The sequence below is a fragment of the Pseudomonas sp. URMO17WK12:I6 genome (genome assembly GCF_003253625.1).
Lineage (GTDB): Bacteria > Pseudomonadota > Gammaproteobacteria > Pseudomonadales > Pseudomonadaceae > Aquipseudomonas.
Map to the genome: position 1 here is coordinate 75,865 of NZ_QKYZ01000021.1, position 21,892 is coordinate 97,756.

The 21,892-nt window shown below is 59.4% G+C and carries 20 protein-coding genes; 7 read left to right on the forward strand and 13 right to left on the reverse strand.

What is annotated here, in order from left to right:
- Nucleotides 1–70: 70 nt before the first annotated feature.
- A complete protein-coding gene (locus F475_RS27130; protein WP_086944560.1) occupies nt 71–673 on the reverse strand; it encodes a hypothetical protein in 603 nt (200 codons plus the stop codon).
- A 147-nt stretch (nt 674–820) separates the two neighbouring features.
- Between F475_RS27130 and F475_RS27135 the strand changes: the two genes are divergently transcribed.
- Both F475_RS27135 and F475_RS27145 read left to right on the forward strand, forming a co-directional pair.
- Nucleotides 821–1,612, forward strand: a complete 792-nt coding sequence (locus F475_RS27135; RefSeq protein WP_019650369.1) for a dienelactone hydrolase family protein — start codon at nt 821–823, stop codon at nt 1,610–1,612.
- A 197-nt stretch (nt 1,613–1,809) separates the two neighbouring features.
- Entirely contained in the window at nt 1,810–2,535 is a 726-nt protein-coding gene (locus tag F475_RS27145) for a 4'-phosphopantetheinyl transferase (protein ID WP_218281489.1), read from the forward strand.
- 23 nt (nt 2,536–2,558) lie between these two features.
- Here the strand turns inward: F475_RS27145 and F475_RS27150 are convergent, their stop codons facing one another.
- Together F475_RS27150 and F475_RS27155 are read right to left on the reverse strand one after the other, a co-directional pair.
- Entirely contained in the window at nt 2,559–4,169 is a 1,611-nt protein-coding gene (locus tag F475_RS27150; protein WP_018926316.1) for an ATP-binding protein, read from the reverse strand.
- A complete protein-coding gene (locus tag F475_RS27155) occupies nt 4,166–4,879 on the reverse strand; it encodes a response regulator (protein ID WP_086944557.1) in 714 nt (237 codons plus the stop codon). Before F475_RS27155 ends, F475_RS27150 begins: the two co-directional genes overlap by 4 nt.
- A gap of 738 nt (nt 4,880–5,617) precedes the next feature.
- On the opposite strand from F475_RS27155, the gene F475_RS27160 reads away from it, so the two are divergent.
- A complete protein-coding gene (locus F475_RS27160; protein ID WP_018926318.1) occupies nt 5,618–8,512 on the forward strand; it encodes a ribonucleoside-diphosphate reductase subunit alpha in 2,895 nt (964 codons plus the stop codon).
- Nucleotides 8,513–8,713: 201 nt separating this feature from the next.
- Here the strand turns inward: F475_RS27160 and flgE are convergent, their stop codons facing one another.
- The 6 genes from flgE to F475_RS27190 all read right to left on the reverse strand — a co-directional run bounded on the left by flgE (nt 8,714) and on the right by F475_RS27190 (nt 13,821).
- Nucleotides 8,714–10,027 (reverse strand): flagellar hook protein FlgE, encoded by a 1,314-nt coding sequence (flgE, locus tag F475_RS27165; RefSeq protein ID WP_064616487.1) that lies wholly within the window; start codon nt 10,025–10,027, stop codon nt 8,714–8,716.
- A gap of 31 nt (nt 10,028–10,058) precedes the next feature.
- A complete protein-coding gene (gene flgD / locus F475_RS27170; protein ID WP_064616485.1) occupies nt 10,059–10,781 on the reverse strand; it encodes a flagellar hook assembly protein FlgD in 723 nt (240 codons plus the stop codon).
- A 16-nt stretch (nt 10,782–10,797) separates the two neighbouring features.
- On the reverse strand, nt 10,798–11,241 hold the full coding sequence (gene flgC, locus F475_RS27175; RefSeq protein ID WP_007937507.1) for a flagellar basal body rod protein FlgC: 444 nt from the start codon (nt 11,239–11,241) through the stop codon (nt 10,798–10,800).
- Nucleotides 11,242–11,244: 3 nt separating this feature from the next.
- Nucleotides 11,245–11,652: a flagellar basal body rod protein FlgB gene (gene flgB, locus F475_RS27180; RefSeq protein WP_007937506.1), complete on the reverse strand. Its 408-nt coding sequence runs from the start codon at nt 11,650–11,652 to the stop codon at nt 11,245–11,247.
- Nucleotides 11,653–12,014: 362 nt separating this feature from the next.
- Nucleotides 12,015–12,842, reverse strand: a complete 828-nt coding sequence (gene cheR / locus F475_RS27185; RefSeq protein WP_026286437.1) for a protein-glutamate O-methyltransferase CheR — start codon at nt 12,840–12,842, stop codon at nt 12,015–12,017.
- A 46-nt stretch (nt 12,843–12,888) separates the two neighbouring features.
- The gene (locus F475_RS27190) at nt 12,889–13,821 is read right to left on the reverse strand and encodes a chemotaxis protein CheV (protein ID WP_007937503.1); all 933 of its coding nucleotides are present in this window, start codon (nt 13,819–13,821) and stop codon (nt 12,889–12,891) included.
- 81 nt (nt 13,822–13,902) lie between these two features.
- Between F475_RS27190 and flgA the strand changes: the two genes are divergently transcribed.
- The 4 genes from flgA (at nt 13,903) to F475_RS27210 (ending at nt 16,509) form a co-directional block, all read left to right on the forward strand.
- The gene (flgA, locus tag F475_RS27195) at nt 13,903–14,664 is read left to right on the forward strand and encodes a flagellar basal body P-ring formation chaperone FlgA (protein ID WP_064616483.1); all 762 of its coding nucleotides are present in this window, start codon (nt 13,903–13,905) and stop codon (nt 14,662–14,664) included.
- Nucleotides 14,665–14,831: 167 nt separating this feature from the next.
- Nucleotides 14,832–15,158, forward strand: coding sequence for a flagellar biosynthesis anti-sigma factor FlgM (flgM, locus tag F475_RS27200; protein WP_007937499.1), 327 nt, complete (start codon nt 14,832–14,834; stop codon nt 15,156–15,158).
- 48 nt (nt 15,159–15,206) lie between these two features.
- On the forward strand, nt 15,207–15,674 hold the full coding sequence (locus F475_RS27205; RefSeq protein ID WP_064616481.1) for a flagella synthesis protein FlgN: 468 nt from the start codon (nt 15,207–15,209) through the stop codon (nt 15,672–15,674).
- An 88-nt stretch (nt 15,675–15,762) separates the two neighbouring features.
- On the forward strand, nt 15,763–16,509 hold the full coding sequence (locus F475_RS27210; protein WP_111455178.1) for a flagellar brake protein: 747 nt from the start codon (nt 15,763–15,765) through the stop codon (nt 16,507–16,509).
- Between the two features lie 63 nt (nt 16,510–16,572).
- Here the strand turns inward: F475_RS27210 and F475_RS27215 are convergent, their stop codons facing one another.
- The 4 genes from F475_RS27215 to F475_RS27230 form a co-directional block, all read right to left on the reverse strand.
- Nucleotides 16,573–17,961, reverse strand: coding sequence for an MFS transporter (locus tag F475_RS27215; protein ID WP_111455179.1), 1,389 nt, complete (start codon nt 17,959–17,961; stop codon nt 16,573–16,575).
- A gap of 70 nt (nt 17,962–18,031) precedes the next feature.
- Nucleotides 18,032–19,273: a glutamine synthetase family protein gene (locus F475_RS27220; RefSeq protein ID WP_177431134.1), complete on the reverse strand. Its 1,242-nt coding sequence runs from the start codon at nt 19,271–19,273 to the stop codon at nt 18,032–18,034.
- 221 nt (nt 19,274–19,494) lie between these two features.
- On the reverse strand, nt 19,495–20,187 hold the full coding sequence (locus tag F475_RS27225) for a sensor histidine kinase KdpD (RefSeq protein ID WP_064616474.1): 693 nt from the start codon (nt 20,185–20,187) through the stop codon (nt 19,495–19,497).
- Nucleotides 20,184–21,788, reverse strand: a complete 1,605-nt coding sequence (locus F475_RS27230) for a tetratricopeptide repeat-containing response regulator (protein WP_019650359.1) — start codon at nt 21,786–21,788, stop codon at nt 20,184–20,186. The genes F475_RS27225 and F475_RS27230 overlap by 4 nt, the downstream gene beginning before the upstream one ends.
- Nucleotides 21,789–21,892: the final 104 nt, after the last annotated feature.

The following is a 21,892-nucleotide window of genomic DNA, read 5'->3' on the forward strand; positions in this document are numbered from 1 at the left end:
CATCTCCAAAGGTCAGTCAAGCCTGCTCCCACAGGTTGCGAGGCTTAACTGACTGGCAACCAAACGCTGTTTAGAAAGCGTAGTTGGCGGACAAGTACGTCTGGGCGCTGCTGGTCAAGTCCAGCGACCCCTGTTTGCTGCCGCCGCGCTCGCTCATCTCGGTGCTGGCGTTGCTACGCAGGTAACGGTAACCCAGCTCGACCGAGGTGTTTTGCGAAACTTGCTGCAACACGCCGAGCTGGCCGCCAATGGCGTAACCGATGTCGCTGTCGCGGCTGAAGCCTGGCGATTCCTGGGTCATTTTGGTCAAACCGGCCGTGGCACCGCCGAACAGTTTGGTGCTGCCACCCACTGGGTAAAACAGATCGTAGCTGCCCAGCAGGTTTTCCTGACGCAGTTTAATGCCATTATGCGAGCCCGACACGTTGTCGTAAGTGGCGTAGTAGCGGCCCTGGCTGTCTTGCTGGCCCACACGCAAACCCCAGGTGTTGTCCTTGCCGATCACACCGTCGGCGTTCGGGTGGTTGAGGTTGTCGTTCAGGGCACTGGATTTTTTAACCTTGTCGCTGGTCTGGCCAAAGGTCAGCCCGGCAAAATTGGTGGTGTCGGCGTGGGCGGCAACACTGGCGCCCATCACGGTGAAAGCCAGCAGCAGCTTTTTCAAAGTAGTCATTGGGGAATTTCCTCATGCGCTATGTGCTTTTTGGGTACGGGGCAAGGTTACTGACCTCACCCTGTACAGCCCCTGAACGCACTCTGAACCTGAGCTGAATCAAATCGGCTACGCTTTCTTGACGTTTGTTTATAAGGAGATTCAGCCATGCGTGTGTTGCTCGCCCTTGTATTACTGGCCGTGAGCGGGGTCAGCCAGGCCGCCATCAAGACCCAGGAAATTCCCTATCAGAGTGCCGATGGCACCAAGCTGATTGGCTATTACGCCTACGACGACGCCATTAAAGGTCCGCGTCCGGGTGTGGTGGTGGTACATGAATGGTGGGGGCTCAACGACTACGCCAAGCGTCGCGCCCGCGATCTGGCGGGTCTGGGCTACAGCGCGCTGGCGATCGACATGTATGGCGACGGCAAGAACACCGAACACCCCAAGGACGCCATGGCGTTCATGCAAGCCGCGACGAAGGACAGCGCAGCAGCCAGCGCGCGGTTTCAGGCCGGGCTCGATTTGCTGAAGAAACAGCCACAGACCGATCCGGCCAAACTGGCGGCCATCGGCTATTGCTTCGGTGGCGCAGTGGTGCTGAATGCCGCTCGTCAGGGCTTGCCGCTGGCGGGCGTGGTGAGTTTCCACGGTGCACTGGCGACCAATACGCCGGCGGTGCCTGGCAGTGTGAAGGCGAAAATCCTGGTGGAGCATGGCGCCCTGGACAGCATGGTCACAGCGGAAAACGTGACGGCGTTCAAGACGGAAATGGACAAGGCCGGTGCCGACTATAAATTTGTCAGCCTCGAAGGCGCCAAGCATGGCTTCAGCAACCCTGATGCGGATCGTCTGAGCCATGGCGATCATGGCGGGCCGGACATTGGTTACAACAAGGCCGCCGATGAGAAGTCGTGGGCGGACATGCAGGCGTTTTTCAAGAAGATCTTTGGCTGATCAGATAGACCTCTGTGGCGAGGGGGCTTGCCCCCGTTGGGCTGCGAAGCAGCCCCAAAACCTGCAACCGTATTTCGTCAGGTACAACGCGTTTGCCGCCTTTACGACTGCTACGCAGCCGAGCGGGAGCAAGCTCCCTCGCCACAAAAGCCCTCAGCCACTACCCAGCCTCAAGGCAACCCGGCAAAATGCCCGTCATGAATCCCGTCCCCGCCCTACCCGCCTGCTGCACCCCGCTCGACGCCCATTGGCCGCTGCCGTTTGTGCTGCCCGATACGGTCCTGCTGGGCACTCACTTCGATACCAAGCAATTGGCCAGCGATGATTTCCAGCGCAGCGCCATCGAGCCGCCCGCGAGCATCCAGCGTTCGGTGGCCAAGCGTCAGGCCGAGTTTCTTGCCGGGCGGATTTGCGCTCGGGCCGCATTGCAACAGCTGGAAGGGCTGAGCTTCATTCCGGCCATTGGTGAAGACCGCGCACCGGTGTGGCCAGCGCATATCACCGGTTCGATCACCCACAGCACCGGCCGGGCCGCGGCGATTGTCGCGAACAAGGCCCATTGGCGCGGTTTGGGGATGGACCTGGAAAACCTGCTCGACGCAGAACGGGCCGAACGCCTGGCCGGAGAGATTCTCACCGGGCCTGAGTTGCAGCGCATGACCGCCGGGGCCCGCGATCAGTTGGCGATGGTGGTGACGCTGACGTTTTCGGTGAAGGAAAGCCTGTTCAAGGCGCTCTACCCGATCGTCCAAAAGCGCTTCTATTTCGAACACGCCGAAGTGCTGGAGTGGAGCGAGGGCGGTGAAGTGCGGTTGCAGTTGCTGACCGACCTGTCCAGTGAGTGGCGCAGCGGCACCGAACTGGACGCGCAGTTTGCGGTGATGGATGGGCAGTTGTTGAGTCTGGTCAGTATCAAGGCCTGAAGCCCCCTGTCACGTGCCCAACCTCAACGCCGCTCCTGATTCCTCGGCCAGCTCAAACTGAAACACGCCCCGCCCAGGCTTTTGCTCTTGCTGATCAGCGCTCGCCCGTCGTGCCAATGGATGATCCGCCGCACAATCGACAACCCCAGCCCATGCCCACCCGAGGCACGGGTGCGGCTGTCGTCGAGGCGCAGGAACGGGGTGAAGATTTTCTCCCACGCGGTTTCCGGCACGCCCGGCCCGTCATCCTCGACATCCACCCGACAGCGCTGCTGCCCCACCTGATAACTGACGGTCACCCGTGAATGGGCGTGGCGCATGGCGTTGCTCACCAGGTTCTGCAACGCCCGGTGCAAGTAACGCGGCTCGGCCTCGACCCAGGCGCCGTCGCAATCGGCGGCGGACAGGCACAAGCCGCGCTGTACCGTGACCTCGGCGCGCAACGGTGCCAACTCCTCGATCACCTGATTGACCAACGCATCCAGATCGATCCGCTGGAAATTCAGCGCCGGCGAGCCCTGCTCCAGCCGCGCATAAGTGAGCATCTCATCGACCAACCGATCGAGATCCTCAATGTCGTGGTCCATGCCCTCGCGGTATTTCTCCAGCGCCTCAGGCGTGCTGGCCGAGCCGATCATCTCCAGGCCAAAACGCAGGCGCGCCACTGGTGTGCGCAATTCGTGGGACACGGCACGCACCAGTTCTCGCTGAATCGCCAACAATTGCTGCAAGTGCTCGGCCATGCCATTGAACGCCGAGGCCAGCCGCCCCACCGAGTCGGCGCCACGGGCCGGTACGCGGGTTTCCAGGCTGCCCTTCGCAATTCGCGTGGCGGCGGCTTCCAGACCGCGCAAACGACGCTCCAGTTGCCGCACCAACAGATAGACAATCAAACCAATCAGGCTCAAGCCAAGCGCCGCGATCAGCACCAGCCACTCGGGCGGGTAAGGATTCATCTGATACAGCGGACCGATTTCCAGCACCCACGGTGTACCGACCATGCCGGCAAACACCCGGATCGAATCGCCGCCCTTGCCCAACGCCATCACCGTGTCGCCTTCTGACACGCGGCGGCTCTGGTCTTCGTCCATGTCGGCCTCATCAACCGTCACCAGCCGCAGATCGAAGCCGAAACCCTTATCTTCCTTTAACTGCTCCAGACGCTTGGGCTGCTCGGCCACCGGGTAGCGCACCAGTTCATCGGCCAGCAGGTAGATGGTCGCCCGCGCCAGTTGCTCGCTGATCTGCTGGACTTCACCGGTGAGCACCAACTGCTCCTTTTCGCTGACCAGGCGATAAACCTTCGCCGCATGCGGACCGGTCTGCTCCACCAGGGCCTGGCCGTGCAACACGCGGGTGCGCTGGGTCAGGTCGAGGTCGGTCTGGGGGAACGTCTTCAGCGCCAGCGGAATCCCGAGCAAGCGCTCCCACAACAGCAACGCCCGATGGCGCTCGGTTTCGTTCATCGGTTGCAGGTTATCGGCCATCAGCGAGAAGGTGCCGTGGGCCAGGCGCTCGCGGTACTGCTCGCTGCGTACCTGATTAAGCAAGTGCAAGGCCAGCACACCGAGCACGGCCACCAGAATCAGCGCCGCGCACATGCCGCCATAAATACGCAGGAAGATCGAGTTCACAGGGTGCAGGCTTCCGGCACGAACAAATAGCCTTTGCTGCGGACGGTCTTGATCAGCCGCGGATGGTCCGGGTCATCGCCGATCTTGGGGCGGATGCGCGAGATGCGCACGTCGATCGAGCGGTCCTGGCCGTCATAACCGATACCGCGCAGCGCGGTGAATATTTCTTCGCGGGACAGAATACGCCCGGCATTGGCCACCAGCAGCCAGAGCAGATCGAACTCGGCGCTGGTCAATTCGATGCCTTTGTCATGCAGCCAGGCTTCGCGCAATGCGTTGTCCACCACCAATGGGCCGAACTGCAGGCGCCGTTGTTTTTCCTGGGGCACTTCAGGGGTTTCACTGCGCCGCAGCAGAGCCTGGATGCGCGCCAGCAATAAACGCGGACGCACCGGTTTGCAGACGTAGTCGTCGGCGCCCAGGTCCAGGCCAAGAATCTGATCGGTGTCATCGGTGCGCGCGGTGAGCATGAGGATCGGCCCGTCATAGCGGTCGCGAATCTTGCGGCAAATGCTCAAGCCATCTTCGCCGGGGAGCATCAGGTCGAGAATCACCAGGTCCGGTTTCTCCTTGATGATGCGTGCTGCGGCCAGGGCGCCATTACCCTCGATCGATACTCGCAGGCCATTGGCTTCCAGGTAATCGCGGGTCAGTTCGGCCAGACGCTGGTCGTCCTCGACAATCAATACCTGCCAGGCTTCTTGCTCCACGATGACCTCTGCTTGCCAACACCATCAATAAGGAAGGATCCACCCGTCTTTTTGTAATGATTGGGGAGGATAAGAATGCATCTGCATGGGCCGATTGTATAAACGCCACACGTCTGGAACACAAGCCGGTAAATGCGTTCGGACACAACGGTTTTTTGTGATAGGGTTCGCGCCCTTAAAAATCCGGATGACTGTTTTCTGTCGCTGAAAATCAGTGAAAAATGGTCGGCTCCAGCTAGGTCGCGGCCTACACGCCCGTTCCCTCTTTCACACACAATTTACGCACAGGTTTATCCACAGGTAGTACGTTGCAACACCCTCCAAAACGCATTATCTTGTACCTCGGCGCAAAAAAAACCCTACATGTAGGGTTTTATGCCAAAAACCAAACACAAACCGGACACCGATTTCAAGCGCTTTTATTGCCTCTTTCCGGTTGAACCAAACGTATTTTCGAAAGACCAAACCGCGTGTGCGGATGGCTACTGTTTTTAAGCCCGAAACGGCGATAACGGTACGGGTGTTGCAGTCATTTACTGCCACTCAAAACGGAATTCGGTTTCAGGCCCAAGGCGTGACACCAAAGACTTCGGCATGGAAGCGGCGCCCAATAGCCCCCTTCCTGATCTGTCCCGAAGTTGGTATGCCCGGCCCTCGCCGGTTGTAGTGCTTCAGGACAGAACGGTGGGCACCGTGATGGTGCCCAAACAAACATAGAGAATGTGGAGACAACCCCCCATGCAAACCGACACAACTCGCGAGAACCCGCAAGGCACCTTGCCGCAGGCCGCCGATTCGAATTCGGATCTGTCCGCCACCGCGCCTGGCCAACTGCGCGTGATCAAGCGTAACGGCACTGTCGTCCCTTACACCGATGACAAGATCACCGTCGCCATCACCAAAGCGTTTCTCGCAGTTGAGGGCGGCACCGCTGCCGCTTCGTCGCGAATCCACGACACCGTTGCCCGCCTGACCGAACAAGTCACCGCGACTTTCAAGCGTCGCATGCCTTCGGGCGGCACCATCCACATCGAAGAAATCCAGGACCAGGTCGAACTGGCCCTGATGCGTGCCGGCGAGCAGAAAGTCGCCCGCGACTATGTGATCTACCGTGATTCCCGCGCCAAAGAGCGCGCAGCGCACTCCCCTGCCGAAGAAGCCGTCAACGCTCACCCATCGATCCGCATCACCCGCGCCGATGGCAGCCTCGCACCGCTGGACATGGGTCGCCTGAACACCATCGTTACCGAAGCGTGCGAAGGCCTGGAAGAAGTCGACGGCGAGCTGATCCAGCGCGAAACCCTGAAAAACCTGTACGACGGCGTGGCCCTGACCGACGTCAACACCGCCTTGGTGATGACCGCCCGTACGCTGGTCGAGCGTGAGCCGAACTACTCGTTCGTGACCGCCCGCCTGCTGATGGACACCCTGCGTGCCGAAGGCCTGGGCTTCCTCGGTGTCGCCGACAGCGCGACCCACCACGAAATGGTCGACCTGTATGCCAAGGCACTGCCTGCGTACATCGCCAAAGGTATCGAATTCGAATTGCTGAACCCGGTTCTGGCGTCCTTCGACCTGGAAAAACTCGGCAAGGCGATCAACCACGAGCGCGATCAGCAGTTCACGTACCTGGGCCTGCAAACCCTGTACGACCGTTACTTCATCCACAAGGACGGTATCCGCTTCGAACTGCCACAGATTTTCTTCATGCGCGTGGCCATGGGCCTGGCGATCGAAGAGAAGCAGAAAGAAGACCGTGCGATCGAGTTCTACAACCTGTTGTCGTCCTTCGACTACATGTCCTCGACCCCGACCCTGTTCAACGCCGGTACCCTGCGTCCACAGCTGTCGAGCTGCTACCTGACCACCGTGCCGGATGACCTGTCGGGCATCTACCACGCGATCCACGACAACGCCATGTTGTCGAAATTCGCAGGCGGCCTGGGCAACGACTGGACCCCGGTTCGGGCGCTGGGTTCGTACATCAAGGGCACCAACGGCAAATCCCAGGGCGTCGTGCCGTTCCTGAAAGTGGTGAACGACACCGCCGTCGCCGTTAACCAGGGTGGCAAGCGCAAAGGCGCTGTCTGTGCCTACCTGGAAACCTGGCACATGGACATCGAAGAGTTCATCGAACTGCGCAAGAACACCGGTGATGACCGTCGTCGTACCCACGACATGAACACCGCCAACTGGATCCCTGACCTGTTCATGAAGCGTGTCTTCGATGACGGCAAGTGGACCCTGTTCTCGCCGTCCGAAGTACCGGACCTGCACGACCTGACCGGCAAGGCCTTCGAAGAGCGTTACGAGTACTACGAAGCCCTGACCGAGTACCCGGGCAAGGTCAAGCTGTTCAAGACCATTCAGGCCAAAGACCTGTGGCGCAAAATGCTGTCCATGCTGTTTGAAACCGGCCACCCATGGCTGACCTTCAAAGACCCGTGCAACCTGCGCAGCCCGCAGCAGCACGTGGGCGTGGTCCACAGCTCGAACCTGTGCACCGAGATCACCTTGAACACCAACAAGGACGAGATCGCCGTTTGCAACCTGGGCTCGATCAACCTGCCGAACCACATCGTCGACGGCAAGCTGGACACCGCCAAGCTGCAACGCACCGTGAACACCGCCGTGCGCATGCTCGATAACGTGATCGACATCAACTACTACTCGGTGCCGCAAGCGAAGAACTCCAACTTCAAGCACCGTCCGGTCGGCCTGGGCATCATGGGCTTCCAGGACGCTCTGTACCTGCAGCACATCCCTTACGGTTCCGACGCTGCCGTCGAATTCGCCGACAAGTCGATGGAAGCGGTCAGCTACTACGCGATCCAGGCTTCCTGCGACCTGGCTGACGAGCGTGGCGCCTACGAGACGTTCCAGGGTTCGCTGTGGTCCAAAGGCATCCTGCCGCTGGATTCGCAACAGATCCTGATCGAGCAGCGTGGCCAGAAGTACATCGACGTTGACCTGAACGAAACCCTGGACTGGGCACCGGTTCGCGCCCGAGTGCAGAAAGGCATTCGTAACTCCAACATCATGGCCATCGCACCGACCGCAACCATCGCCAACATCACCGGCGTGTCGCAGTCGATCGAACCGACCTACCAGAACCTCTATGTGAAATCGAACCTGTCGGGCGAATTCACCGTGATCAACCCGTACCTGGTTCGCGACCTGAAGGCTCGCGGCCTGTGGGACTCGGTCATGATCAACGACCTGAAGTACTACGACGGTTCGGTGCAGCAGATCGAGCGCATCCCGCAAGAACTCAAAGAGCTCTACGCGACGGCCTTCGAAGTGGACACCAAGTGGATCGTCGACGCCGCCAGCCGTCGTCAGAAGTGGATCGACCAGGCTCAGTCGCTGAACCTGTACATCGCCGGCGCTTCGGGCAAAAAACTGGACGTGACCTACCGCATGGCCTGGTACCGTGGTCTGAAAACCACTTACTACCTCCGTGCCCTGGCCGCGACCAGCACCGAGAAGTCGACCATCAACACCGGTAAGCTGAACGCTGTTTCCAGCGGCGGCAACCACGGTGACGACTCGGTCCTGGCAGCCCCAGCCGGTCCAGCTCCAGTGCCGAAGGCTTGCGCCATCGACGAGCCGGATTGCGAAGCTTGCCAATAAGCTGAGCCGGTAGGCGCTCCAGGGCGCTTACCTGAAACCCCCGATGAGCCTCTGGCTGGTCGGGGGTTTTCTTTTGCCTCAAGGAAAGTAGTACCCCGCGAAGAGGCCCTCACCAATGACAAAAAGCCCCAATGCTTAACAAATATCCCGGCCATAAAAAAACCCCTCTCGCGAGGGGCTTTTATGCAGCGACACCCAGCATCAGGTCATCTGAATGATGGTCTGCATGATGGTGCTCTGGGTGGAGATGGTCTTGGCGTTCGCCTGGTAGTTGCTCTGCGCCTTGATCAAATCAACCAGTTCGTTGGTCAGGTTGACGTTGGACTCTTCCAGCGAGTTGGACACGACCGAACCCAGGGTACCGGTTTTCGGCGCATCGACACCGGCCACACCGGAGGCGAAGGTTTCTTTCCAGCGCGTACCGCCAATTGGCTGCAAGCCTTGCTCGTTGGCGAAGCTCGCCACAGCCACCTGGCCGATGGCCTTGGTTTGCTGGTTGCTGAAGTTGGCGGTCATGACGCCGCTGGCGTCGATGGTCAGGCTGGAGATCTGGCCGGTGGCGTAGCCGTCCTGGTATTGGGCGGTACGGGCGGTTGGCGAGTTGTAAGAAGTGGTCAGCGCCATGTTGAACGCGATACCGCCAGTGGCAGCGACGGAACCGTTCGGCCCCCAGGTCACAGGAATCGTTGCGGCGTTGGTAATGGCACCTGGCACCCAACCGGTCATGGTCAACGTGTTGCCAGTCTGGGTCCAGCCGGCACCCGCCGTCAGCGTGTTAATGCTGCCGTCGGAGTTGAAAGTGATGTCAGCGGTGATCGGCACTGGAGGCGTGGTTGCAGGGTTGGCCGGGGAGCGACCGTCCATGTAGGTATAGACACGCCAGGCATTGGTACCCGTCTTCACGTAGTACTGATCCATGGTGTGCTCATTACCCTGGCTGTCGTAAACCTTGGTGGAGATGGTCTTGTTATAGCTGTTGGTATCGGTCGGGCTGAACGGGGCCACGGTCGGCGTGGTTTCCGCCGAGTTCAGGTTCATTGTCTGATCAACCTTGGTAGTCGGATTCGGCTTCAGGCTCGAGGTATCGATCTTCAAGTCAGTCAACACACCGTTGATGATCTTGCCATTGGAATCGACGCCATACCCCTGTAAGCGGTTGCCGTTGTTATCGACCACAAAGTTTTGAGCGTCGGTCTTGAACGCACCGGCACGGGTGTAGCTCAGGGAACCGTTGTCGCTGAGGATGAAGAAGCCGTTGCCCTGAATGCCCATGTCCAGCACGTTGCCGGTGTTGTTCACATCACCCTGGCTGAACTGCTGGGAAACGTTGGCCAGGCGCACGCCGTTACCGATGGTCTTGCTGCCGGTACCCAGGCGAGTGGCCGAGTACACGTCTTCGAATTCTGCACGGGACGATTTGAAACCGGTGGTCGCGACGTTGGCGATGTTGTTGCCCGTCACGTCCAGTTGTTTGTTGGCTGCATAGAGACCGCTAAGGCCGATATTGAAAGACATATTCCACTCCTTTGTGCCGTGTTAGTCGGCTCTATAGACCAATGGTTTGCACTTTGGACAGGGCAACGCTGCCCTGGCCTGCCAGGTTCAGCATCAGCTCACCGCCGGTCTGGCTGATGGTCACGCTGTTGACGGTTGCCGGCAGGTAAGTAACCAGTGAGGTCGCTTTGCCGTCGTAGGTTGCGCTGGCAGAGAAGGAGTACGTGCCGGCCGCGGCGACTGCTCCGGCATCGTTTTTGCCGTCCCAGATGAAACTGGCGTTGCCAGCGCTCTGGCTGCCCATGTCGATGGTGCGGATGGTCTTGCCTTCGGCGTCACTGATTTTGAGCGTAACCGGGTTCGCCGACGCCGGCAGCACAACCGTACCGTTGAGGTTCTTGGAGGTGTCGACCACGGCTTTGCCGGTCTGCGCGATGACCGAACGGCCCACCAGCGAAGAAGCCTGCAGGGCTTGCGACGAGTTGTAGTTGCTGGCAATGCCGCTGACGGTGTCGTTCAGCGTGGTGATGCCTTCCAGACTACTGAACTGCGCCAACTGGGCTACGAACGCGCTGTTGTCCTGAGGATCGAGCGGGTTCTGGTTTTTCAGCTGGGTGACCAGCAGTTGCAGGAACGCATCCTTGCCCAATGCCTTGCTGCCGGTGGCACTGCTGGTCGCCGCGGAAAGACCATCACTGGTGGTCGTGGTCTTGACCGAAGAGTTGGCCAGGACATCCTTGAGGCTTACGCCGCTGGTGGTATCGGTAACACTCATCGAAAGTCGCCCCTTATCACTGACCGAGGGTCAGGACCTTCTGCATCATGGTTTTGGCGGTGTTCATCATTTCGGCGTTGGTCTGGAACGAACGGCTTGCGGAAATCATGTCGGCCATTTCTTCGACGACGTTGACGTTCGGGTAGTAGACGTAGCCCTTGGCATCGGCGGCCGGATGATTCGGCTCGTAGCGCGCTTCAAGGTTGCTCTGGTCTTCGACCACACCCAGCACTTGCACGCCTTGACCGGCCGCGTCCTGGTTCTGGAACAGCGAATCGCTGCCGCCGCTCTGGCCGCCCTGGAACATGGTGGCGAACACCGGGTGACGGGCGCGGTAGGTCTGGTCGATGCTCGACGAAACGGTCTCGGCGTTGGCGATGTTACTGGCAACGGTGTTCAAGCGAGTGGTCTGGGCACTCATGCCGCTACCGGCAATGTTGAAAACACTGGACAGGGACATGAATTACTCTCCGCGCAGGGCTGACACCAGCCCTTTGAATTTACTGTTGAGCAGGGTGAAGCTGGCCTGGAAGTTGACCGCGTTTTCCGCGTAGTTCGACTGTTCCAGTTGGGCGTCCACGGTGTTCTGGTCGATCGACGGTTGCATCGGCGTGCGATACATCAGCGACTCGTCGCCATTGCCCAGGCCTTCAGCTTCGATGTGACGGCTGTTGGTCATGCTCAAGGCGAATTTGCCGTTTTTGGTTTTCTCGTTCTGCTCGGCGAGCACTTTCGAGAAGTCCAGATCCCGAGCCTTGTAGTTCGGGGTGTCGGCGTTGGCGATGTTGTTGGCCAGGACTTCAGCACGCTGAGCGCGGAAGCCCAGGGCTTGTTCGTGGATACCGAGCGCTTTATCGAAGCTGATGCTCATGTCGGGAAACCTTCGGGTGACCTGATTTTTCGTAACGTGAACATAGCAAGCGGCGTGCCAATTCAAAAAAGCCCGTAAACCGGGGCTTTGCGAGCAGTAACGAAGCGGCAATGCCAGAAAAGCGGCAACCGATTTCCGCCGCCTGCCGCTTTTCTGCCGCTTTCCCAGGGCAACACCGATCAACTGTAGGAGCGAGGCTTGCCCGCGAAAACGGTGTGCCAGACAACAATCATCATTGACCGCCCCAACGCTTTCGCGGGCAAGCCTCGCTCCTACAGGTATTGGGGTGCCTATGAGAAACAAGCAGGCAAAAAAAACGGGAGCCCCTGAGGACTCCCGTTTTTTTGTATGCCGTCATCGAATCACTTCGCCTGGTAAATGATCCCCGGGCTGCACTGGACCATCTGGTAATGGTCCGGCAAACCGTTCAGCGCTTCGGACGCGCCAAGGAACAGATAACCGCCCGGCTTGAGCGTGCTGTGAATGCGCAACAGGATGTCTTTCTTCACCTCGGCGGAGAAGTAGATCAGCACGTTGCGGCAGAACACGATGTCGAACTTGCCCAGGCTTGCGTAGCTGTCCAGCAAGTTGAACGAGCGAAACTCCACCCGACTCTTGATTGGTGCCTTGATGGCCCAGCGCCCCGGCCCCTTGGGGTCGAAGTAACGCTGAAGGCGCTCGGGCGACAGACCGCGACCGATGGCCAGGCTGTCGTACTCGCCGGTCTTGCAGTTGGTCAGCATGCTGCCGGACAGGTCGGTGGCAACGATCTGCACGCCCATCTTCAACTGGCCCATGTTGACCCGTTCGAACTCATCGATGGACATCGACAGCGAATACGGTTCCTGACCCGACGAACACGCCGCCGACCAGATCCGCAGGCGCTGACCGGGGCTGGCCTTGATCGCTTCAGGCAATACCTTGTTCTTCAAGACTTCAAACGGATAGGTGTCACGAAACCACAGGGTTTCGTTGGTCGTCATGGCATCCACCACCATCTCGCGCAAACCGCTGCGCGGCTGGGTCTGGATGCGCTGAACCAGCTCACCCAACGATTTGATGCCCTGCTGTTCCATCAGTTTGTTGAGACGGCTCGAGACCAGATATTGCTTGTTTTCACCGAGCAAAATGCCACAGGCTTTTTCCAGGAATACCCGGAACTGTTCGAAATCCAAATTACCCGTAGACAAAGATACCGCCTCTTAAATCGTGTTGACCGCCAGGGGCAGAAGGCCTCTAGCTGTTATCTGCTGCTTTGATCCGGTCGACTACCCGGGATGCCAGGTCATCAGGACGGAACTTGGCCAGGAAGTCATCGGCACCGACCTTCTTGACCATCGCCTGATTGAACACTCCCGACAACGAAGTATGCAGGATGATATGGAGCTTTTGCATGCGCGGATCGGCGCGGATCTCGGCCGTCAGGGTGTACCCGTCCATCTCCGGCATCTCGATGTCGGAGATCATCATCAGGAACTCTTCTTCCGGCTTCTTCCCCTCGTCAACCAGCTTGCGCAGGTAATCCAACGCTTGCCGGCCATCGTTCAACGCCACCACTTCGACACCGATCGTTTGCAGGCAACGGGTCACCTGCTTGCGTGCCACCGACGAGTCGTCGACCGTCAATACGCGCAAAGAGAGCGCCTTGTGCTGGGTCTCAACATCGACCACGCCCACCGAAATCGCTTCCGGCGTCGGCGCCACTTCCGCCAGCACCTTCTCGACGTCGATGATTTCGACTAACTGGTTGTCGACCCGAGTCACAGCCGTCAGGTAGTGATCGCGCCCCGTGCCCTTGGGTGGCGGATGAATCTCCTCCCAGTTCATGTTGACGATGCGCTCCACCGACCGAACCAGGAAACCCTGGGTCTTGGTGTTGTACTCCGTGATGATCACGAAGGGATTGCTCTGGTCCAGCAACCGACCGGCACCGGTCGCCATCGCCAGATCCAGGATCGGAATGGTTGCCCCCCGAATATTCGCCACACCGCACACGACAGGACTGGACTTGGGCATCAGGGTCAGCTTGGGGCATTGCAGCACCTCGCGAACCTTGAACACGTTGATCCCATACAGCTGCTGGCCGTCGAGACGGAACAACAACAGCTCAAGGCGATTCTGCCCTACCAGTTGCGTGCGCTGGTTCACCGAATCCATTACACCAGCCATGCCCAGACTCCTACACCAACGCTAAGTGTGTTGCGACGCACATTCATCACGAAACGGCACGGCGCTTGCTTTTTAACTCTTATGAACACAGAACCGACATTTTTCCGACACCTGACATCAACCTGCCGCAGATTGCTCTGCGCGATGTCGGCCGCTTGCCTGTTCAACGCTGGCAGCCCTGCCCTTGCTGATACGGTTACCTTGCCTGACATGCTTATCGGCGTCACCCAGGGCTTTCTTGAATTCACCGTAGAGGACTATCTGGCCACCAGTCAAACGCAAGGTCGCTACGAAATCCAGGTCAACCAGCTCGATCCGCGCCTGCGCATGCCTATGTGCGACAAGGAATTGACAGCCACCCTCGAGAGCCCGGCAAGGCCTCTGGGACGGGTCACGGTCAAGGTTCGCTGCGATGGCGCCTCGCCCTGGACGGTCTTCGTGCCCGCTCAAGTGAAGCTGTTTCGCGACATTGTGACGACCACTCGTCCGCTCAAGCGCACAGGGATTATCGAACCTCAGGACGTAACCCTGCGCGAGCGTGATATCAGCCTGATAAATCAGGGGTTTCTGACTTCCGTCGATCAGGCTATCGGGCAAAAACTTACCCGACCAATGGTCGCCGATCAGATCATTACGCTGGTGCATCTCGAACAGGCGGAAGTGGTTCGCAAGGGCGACCAGGTGGTGATTACCGCCCGCAGTGGTACGCTCAGTGTGCGCATGCCGGGTGAAGCGCTGTCCAACGGCGGCCTGAGGGAACAGATTCGCGTGAAGAACCTTAACTCCCAGCGGGTCATCAAGGCGCAAGTCACTGCGCCCGGCCAGGTGGAAGTGGCCATGTAAGGGCTCTGTGTTTGTGAAGTGATGGCGCACCGCCTGGCGGTTGCCTAAACTGTGCCGCATGCAGGGCATGCGCTGGCGCATGCGAGCTCATTGATAAATGGGCCTAAAGTTTTTCGGGGAATCGCCGAAAACATGGCAAGCGTCCAAATATCCAGAGGTTTTTTGTCATGGTCATCGATTTCAGTCGTTTAAACAGCTCCTCGTCACTTACGGGCAGTACGCGTACCAGCACCGCCAAGGAAACCGCCGAAGCCGGCCAATCCGCGCCGCTGAATACCCCGGCCGAACAGGCCAGTACCACCAAAAGCGGGGAATCGGTACACCTCAGCAATGAGGCTCAACAGTTGCAGAAGGTCACTGACAAGCTGCGCGATCAGCCTGCCGTCGACAACGCCCGCGTGGCTGAGTTGAAAGCAGCGATTGCCGATGGCAGCTATAAAGTCGACAGCAACCGTGTAGCCAGCAAACTGCTCAACTTCGAAGCCCAGCGCTAGGCCACGGCCCGCGCCAGGCTTTTGGACGCTTAAAACCCAAGGCCAGCCATGCACGACACTCAATTACTGCAACTGATCATCGACGACTTCGCCCCGGCGCAACAACTGCTGGAGCTACTGCAAACCGAGTCCCTCGCCTTGCACGGTCGCGACATGCCACTGCTCGAAGAAATTCTGGCGCATAAACAGGCATTGATCATTCTGCTCGAACAACATGGCCGCAAGCGCAGTGAAATCCTCGCCAGCCTCAACCTGCCAACCAACCGCCAGGGCCTGGAGCAACTCGCCAGCCAGTCGAGCATTGGCGAACGGTTGCTGGGACAGAGCGACGTGCTCACCGACCTCCTGGCCCAGTGCCAAGCCGCCAATGTCAACAATGGCCAGTCGATTCTGGTGCAGCAGGCCGCCACGGCCAACCAGCTGAAAATCCTCACCGGCGGCGAGCCGCCAGCGCTCTACGATGCCCGCGGATCAACCTCCAAGCTCGCCAAGCCACGCCCGCTCAGTCAGGCTTAAGCCTTTCAATGAGCACGCCCTATCAAGACACGCAACATGCTGGCAGAATGCCGGCCAGTAGTCATATTTGCCTGGAGATTGATACCCCGTGTCCAATGCCTTAAGCGCGGAAGATGCTCCGCAGCCACCCAAGGTGCTCACCACGCCTTTGGAAATCTCCGGCAACCTGCGTCAGCTGCAAGACAGCCATGACCCGCTGATCATCACGTTCCACGAGCGCAGCCAGCGCTTCCAGAGTTATCTGGTGGACGTCGACCGTGACAGCAACATGATCGCCCTGGACGAAATGATTCCGCGCGACGGCGAACGCTTTCTGCTGGCCGGCGAACCGTTCAAGGTCGAAGGCTTCCACGACGGCGTGCGCATCGCCTGGGAAAGCAATGGCCCGCTGACCATCGACGAGTCTGGCGATGGCCGCTGCTACCGGGGCACGCTGCCCGATGAGGTGGTTTACCACCAGCGCCGCAATGCTTTCCGCGCTGCATTGAAGCTGGCACAACTGGTCAATGTCGAGCTGGGTGGTGAGAAACTCAAGTCGCCCCTCGGCGGCAAACTGTTGGACATCTCCGCCACCGGCTGCAAGTTGCGCTTCGAAGGCGACATTACCGCCAAGCTGCAATTGGGCCAGGTCTACGACCGCTTCATCGCCGCCCTGCCCTTTGGCAGCATGACGGCACCGGTGGAGCTGCGTTACCTGCACTTTGAAGAAAAGATCAACACTACCTTCGCCGGCGTGCGTTTTCACAACATGAGCGGCCTGGTGCAACGGCAAGTCGAGCGGTTCGTCTATCAGCTGCAACGTGAAGCGCGGCGCTTCGATAAAGACGATTTCTGATACGCCCCGCCAATAAAAAACGGGCAGTCCCTTACGGTGACTGCCCGTTTTTTTATGCCTTGATCACGGCCGCGCTTCGGTAAAACTTTGCTCGCGACCTGCGTCCGGGTCTTCTGAATCCGAAACTGGTTCAGGTTCTGGTTCAGGTTCTGGCTCGGCATCCGGATTGACATCAGCCTCCGGGTTGACCGGGTTCTGCATCTGATCCTGCACCACCTGCTCATCGACACGCGGGTCAAGGCAAGCCACCAGTGGCGAACTCGTCATGCTGTCCGGCATGGCCACGTGATGCAGTGGAGCATCGTCCACCTGATGCAGATTGGTGACTGCTTTCGGGCGGATTCGCCACACCAGCACCAATGCAAAAAAACTGAAAAAGGCATACAGCATCTGGCTGCCGAACAACTTCATCAATACCCCTGCCACCAACGGTCCGACACTCGCGCCGACACCGTAAGTCACCAGCAGCATCGCCGTCAGCGACACCCGGCGATCACCCTCGACGTGGTCGTTGGAGAACGCCACCGCCAGCGGGTACAGACAGAATTGCACCAACGAACAGAGGAACCCGGCGATGAACAGCACCTCCAGTTGCACCTGCGGCATGATCGCCAGCGGCAACGCGGCCAGTGCCAGGCTAAACGCAAAACTTCGGATCAATACCGCCCGGTCATAACGATCCGATAGCCATCCCAACGGCCACTGCACCACCAGGCCTGCAAAAATGCAGCTGCCCATGAACAGACCGACCTGCTCGGTGGACAATCCTTGCTGGGAGGCATACAGCGGCGCCAGGCCGTAGAACGAACCGACGATCAATCCCGCCCCCAACACCGTGCTCAGTGACTGCGGCACGCGTTTGATGAAGAAGCGCGGTTCCATCGGCGCCGGGTGCAATGGCGCCGGGTGAATCCGCCGGGTCAGGGCCACCGGCACCAGACACAGGGCGAAACACAGAGCGACCAGCATCAGCAGTTCCAGGCCCAGCCCCGGGTGCATGACCAGAATCAGCTGGCCCAACACCAGCCCCAGGTACGAAGCGATCATGTAGCCGCTGAACACCACGCCACGCTGCTTGGCTTCTGCCTGCTCATTGAGCCAGCTTTCGATCACCATGTACTGGCACATCATGCCCAGGCCAACGATCACCCGCAGGAACAGCCACGCGGGCAGCCAGTCCACCAGGCCATGGCCCAGCACCGCCGCACCGACGATCCCGGCGCAGGCTGAATAAGCTCGAATATGCCCGACCCGGGCAATCAGCCGATGGCCGATCTTGCCGCCCAGCACCAGGCCGAAATAGTTGGCCGCCATCAACGCGCCGACCCACAGGCTGTCGACCTTATCGGCCGCCAGGCGCAGGGCAAGGTAAGTACTCAACAGGCCCGAGCCGATCAACATCATCAGCGAGGCGAAATAAAGTCCTCGAAAGGATTTCAGGATTTGGCGCATTGGCGTTCCGAGCGGCTCCTTGCAGTGAGTATCGGGCTATCGACAACGATAGCCCGATGGCGACAGGTCGTCAGGCCTGGGCTGCTAGAACACGCCGTTCCCAGGGAGTAATTTCATCGAGGAAGCTGGTCAACTCCAGGGTCTTCGAAGCGATGTAGCCTTCGATGAACTCCTTGCCGAACAGTTCCTTCGCCAATTGGCTACGTTTCAGACGTTCAAGAGCGGCATGCAAGGTACACGGCAACGCAAGATTATCCGGCACCACGAATTCACCCTGGATCGCCTCGCTCGGCTCCAGTTTGTTTTCGATGCCATACAACCCCGCCGCCAGGCTCGCGGCGATCGCCAGATACGGATTGGCATCGGCCCCCGGCAAGCGGTTTTCGACCCGACGAGCAACCGGGGAACTGGCCGGAATGCGCAGGCCGGCCGCGCGGTTATCATGGGACCAGCAGGCATTATTGGGCGATGCAAAAGGATGACACAGGCGCTGATAAGAGTTCACGTTCGGCGCAAACAGCGCAGTGAAATCCGCCAGGCCGGCCTGTTGGCCACCGATGAAATGACGGAAGGTCGCGGTCGGCTCGCCGGCCTTGTCGCTGAACACGTTACGCCCGCTGTCGATCTCGACGACGCTCTGGTGAATATGCATCGAACTGCCCGGCGTGTGAGCCAACGGCTTGGCCATGCAGACCACGGTCAGGCCATGCTTGAGCGCCACTTCCTTGAGCAGATGCTTGAACAGCAAGGTCTGGTCGGCCAACAGCAGCGGATCGCCATGCAGCAGGTTGATCTCGAACTGGCTGACGCCCATCTCGTGCATGAAGGTATCGCGGGGTAAGCCCAGCGCCGCCATGCCTGCGTAGACTTCAGTGAAGAACGGCCGCAAGCCGTTATTGGAGCTGATGCTGAATGCCGAATGACCGTCCTCGCGACGACCGTCCAGGCCCACTGGCGGCTGGAAGGGTTGCGTCGGGTCAGGGTTGGGTGCGAACACAAAGAATTCCAGCTCGGTCGCCACGACCGGCGCCAGACCGAGGGCGGCGTAGCGAGCGATCACCGCCTTGAGTTGGCCGCGAGTCGACAGGTGCGAGCTCTCGCCAGTCAGTTCCTGTGCATCGCATATGGCCAGTGCCCGAGGGTGCGAACTCCAGGGCAAGCGGTGGATCTGCCCCGGATCAGGCACCAGCGCCAGATCGCCATCATCGCTGCCGTAAAAGTGCGCCGGCGGATAGCCTCCCATGATGCATTGCAGCAGCACTCCCCGCGCCATCTGCAAACGCCGCCCCTCAAGAAATCCTTCAGCGGTCATTACTTTGCCGCGTGGCACGCCGTTCAGGTCCGGCGTGACACATTCAATCTCATCAATGCCCGTCAATCGCTGCGCGAGTGAGCGATGGCCATCGGTTGTCATGACGCAATCCTTGTTGTTGTACGAGCCGCGAACGGCGACCCGTACAAAATAGGCTCCGGCTGTTCGGAATATCAAGCAGCGTCAAACAAAAAGGCGCAATCCTGTGAGGAACGTGTCGTTCAGGGGAGATAGAGGCTGAACACGCCGCCACCCAATGGCCCGCCATTACTGATTTCGGTACGTCCGCCCACACCATCACGCTGATGCAAGGCGGCAATCCGCCCGGCAAAGTACAAGCCCAGGCCGGTACTGCCGCTGCTGTGGTTGATGCCCTGCACATAGTCGGCCTGACGCTCGATCATCTCGGGTGGATAACCCTCACCATCGTCGTTGATGGTCAGCACCAATTGCCCGGCCTCATCGCTGACACTGATCAACAAGGCATGCCGGGCATAACGAATGGCGTTGTTGATGCAATTGGCGAGCACCGAGGCAATCAGCTCCCGATCGAAGAAACCCAGCGGGCTCAACGGGTCCACTTCATAGGTCGCGATAATGCCCCGGCTGGCGAACACTTCTTGATGAGCCGCCAGTTGCGCCTCGATGAAGTCATCGAGCTCATGGTAGGCCGGCTGCAATGGCATCTGGTTGACGCCCAGCTTGTACAGCCCCAGCAACTGCACCAGCATGCCATTGAGGTGGGCGAACTCGAAGTCGATGACGCCCTGCTCCGGGGTGTGCCGCTCAGGGTCGGGCAAACGCGCCAGCCATTGGCTGTGCGCCTGCATCAGCATGGCCAGAGAGTTCTTCATGTCGTGCACGGTGGAGGCAATCACCGTAGAGAAGTCGAGTGACGGTTCGCTGTCGATCATTCGCCGAACGCCTTGATTTTCAGTTTCTGGTAGCGCGGATAACGCGCATCGGTATCGGGCATCAGGCCGACCGTTTTCAGGCAGGCCCGGCACTCTTCCAGCTCGGCCGACGGCACGCTGGTGTCGGTGCCATGCAGCAGCGACTGCGCCATGTTCAGGGCAATACTGATGTTCTTCGGTTGCAGCGCCAGGGCTTTGCGGAACACTTCCCGGGCTTCCACCAGATTGCCGGTCTTGTACACCCGCACGCCCTGACGGTTGAGGTCGGCGGCGGCATTGCCCGAGTTGAGGATGGTCGGGTCGTCGGTCAGCTTGGCGATGCCCTTCATCACGGTCGGATCGTCGCCGTAGATTTCCGCACAGTTTTTCAACATCGAAGCACCGGCACTCGCCTGCCCGAGCATTTGCAACTGCTTGGCCACCAGCAGCGCCGCTTCGGCGCTCATGAACTGTTCCATGCCATCGAGGCGCATCATCGCTTGCTCGGTGAGCTTCTCGGCGGTCTCGGCATCGTTGAGCAGCAGGCTGGTGGCCTTCATCAGACGCGCACGAATCTGCAGGCCTGGGTCGGAAGGGTTCTCCTTCGCCACTGCACTCAGCGTCGTGTTGATTTCCAGGCGGGTCCGCGTGTCCAGGCCCTTTTCCGAGCCTTTGCTGATCAAGGCATGGGCCAGGCCGAGGTTGCTTTCCGCATCCTTGAAACGTGACTGCGCCCCTTGGTTCACGGCCTGGCGATAGGCTTTGGAGGCAGTGTCGAAATCTTCGTTGGCCATTGCCAACTTGCCCAGCAACGCTTGCCGGCGCACCGCCAGCGGCGACAGGCGAATTGCTTCTTCCAACACTTTCTGCGCCGCTTTGGTGTCACCTTCGGCGACCAGCACATCGGCCATGCCATCGTAGAGGGCCGGCATCATCGGGAAGACTTTCAAGGCTTTTTCGTAAATGCCCTTGGCCTGACTGACCTGCCCGCGCTTGAACAGCAATTGGCCCAATCCGGCAAACGCCCAGGGCAAAGGCCGATCTGCAATGATGCTGTCGTAAAGACGCTCCAGCGCTTCGTTCTGGTTCAAGTCGCGCAATGCATCGGCGCGGTAGCGCAGGCACAGCGGCGAATAACGAATGTCCTGTTTGCACAAGGCGATGCAGGCGTTGAGCACTTCAACCGGTTTGCCCCGGTCAAGCGCTTGCAGGATCGGCTTGAGCAAGGTCTTGCGCTGTTCCAGTCGCTCCAGGCGCTGGGCCAGGCCGGAGCGGTTGAACGGTTTGGTCAGGTAAGCGTCGGGCTCATGCTCCAGTGCGCTGAGCACCATGGCCTGGCTGGTTTCGGCGGTGACCATGACAAACACACTTTCGTGGCTGATCAGCTTCTCGATCATCAGGTCTTCGAGCACCTGCTGACCGTTTTTCTTGCCATCGCCCAGGTGGAAATCCTGCAGGATGAAGTCGTAGGACTTCTGCGAGCACATGCGCAGCGCCTGCTCACCGGTATCAGCGGTGTCGACGTCCTTGACGCCCAGCTCCCGCAGCATGGACCTGACGGAACTGCGGAAATCCGAGAAATCATCGACGATCAAAAAGCTTTTTTGGTGATACGACAGCATCGAAGATTTCCAGGCAATTTAAGGAAGAACAACCTAAAGGCAATGGCTGCGAGTTCAGCTTCGCGGCCTTTCAGGCGCGCAGATGATAGCGAGAGGCCATTGGC

What these genes read in the sequence shown, in the direction of transcription:
- F475_RS27130 (WP_086944560.1), bottom strand. Translation starts at nt 673, where the DNA reads ATGACTACTTTGAAAAAGCTGCTGCTGGCTTTCACCGTGATGGGCGCC.
- F475_RS27135 (WP_019650369.1), top strand. Translation starts at nt 821, where the DNA reads ATGCGTGTGTTGCTCGCCCTTGTATTACTGGCCGTGAGCGGGGTCAGC.
- F475_RS27145 (WP_218281489.1), top strand. Translation starts at nt 1,810, where the DNA reads ATGAATCCCGTCCCCGCCCTACCCGCCTGCTGCACCCCGCTCGACGCC.
- F475_RS27160 (WP_018926318.1), top strand. Translation starts at nt 5,618, where the DNA reads ATGCAAACCGACACAACTCGCGAGAACCCGCAAGGCACCTTGCCGCAG.
- flgE (WP_064616487.1), bottom strand. Translation starts at nt 10,027, where the DNA reads ATGTCTTTCAATATCGGCCTTAGCGGTCTCTATGCAGCCAACAAACAA.
- flgD (WP_064616485.1), bottom strand. Translation starts at nt 10,781, where the DNA reads ATGAGTGTTACCGATACCACCAGCGGCGTAAGCCTCAAGGATGTCCTG.
- flgC (WP_007937507.1), bottom strand. Translation starts at nt 11,241, where the DNA reads ATGTCCCTGTCCAGTGTTTTCAACATTGCCGGTAGCGGCATGAGTGCC.
- flgB (WP_007937506.1), bottom strand. Translation starts at nt 11,652, where the DNA reads ATGAGCATCAGCTTCGATAAAGCGCTCGGTATCCACGAACAAGCCCTG.
- F475_RS27190 (WP_007937503.1), bottom strand. Translation starts at nt 13,821, where the DNA reads ATGGCTGGTGTAATGGATTCGGTGAACCAGCGCACGCAACTGGTAGGG.
- flgA (WP_064616483.1), top strand. Translation starts at nt 13,903, where the DNA reads ATGAACACAGAACCGACATTTTTCCGACACCTGACATCAACCTGCCGC.
- flgM (WP_007937499.1), top strand. Translation starts at nt 14,832, where the DNA reads ATGGTCATCGATTTCAGTCGTTTAAACAGCTCCTCGTCACTTACGGGC.
- F475_RS27205 (WP_064616481.1), top strand. Translation starts at nt 15,207, where the DNA reads ATGCACGACACTCAATTACTGCAACTGATCATCGACGACTTCGCCCCG.
- F475_RS27215 (WP_111455179.1), bottom strand. Translation starts at nt 17,961, where the DNA reads ATGCGCCAAATCCTGAAATCCTTTCGAGGACTTTATTTCGCCTCGCTG.
- F475_RS27220 (WP_177431134.1), bottom strand. Translation starts at nt 19,273, where the DNA reads ATGACCGCTGAAGGATTTCTTGAGGGGCGGCGTTTGCAGATGGCGCGG.
- F475_RS27225 (WP_064616474.1), bottom strand. Translation starts at nt 20,187, where the DNA reads ATGATCGACAGCGAACCGTCACTCGACTTCTCTACGGTGATTGCCTCC.
- F475_RS27230 (WP_019650359.1), bottom strand. Translation starts at nt 21,788, where the DNA reads ATGCTGTCGTATCACCAAAAAAGCTTTTTGATCGTCGATGATTTCTCG.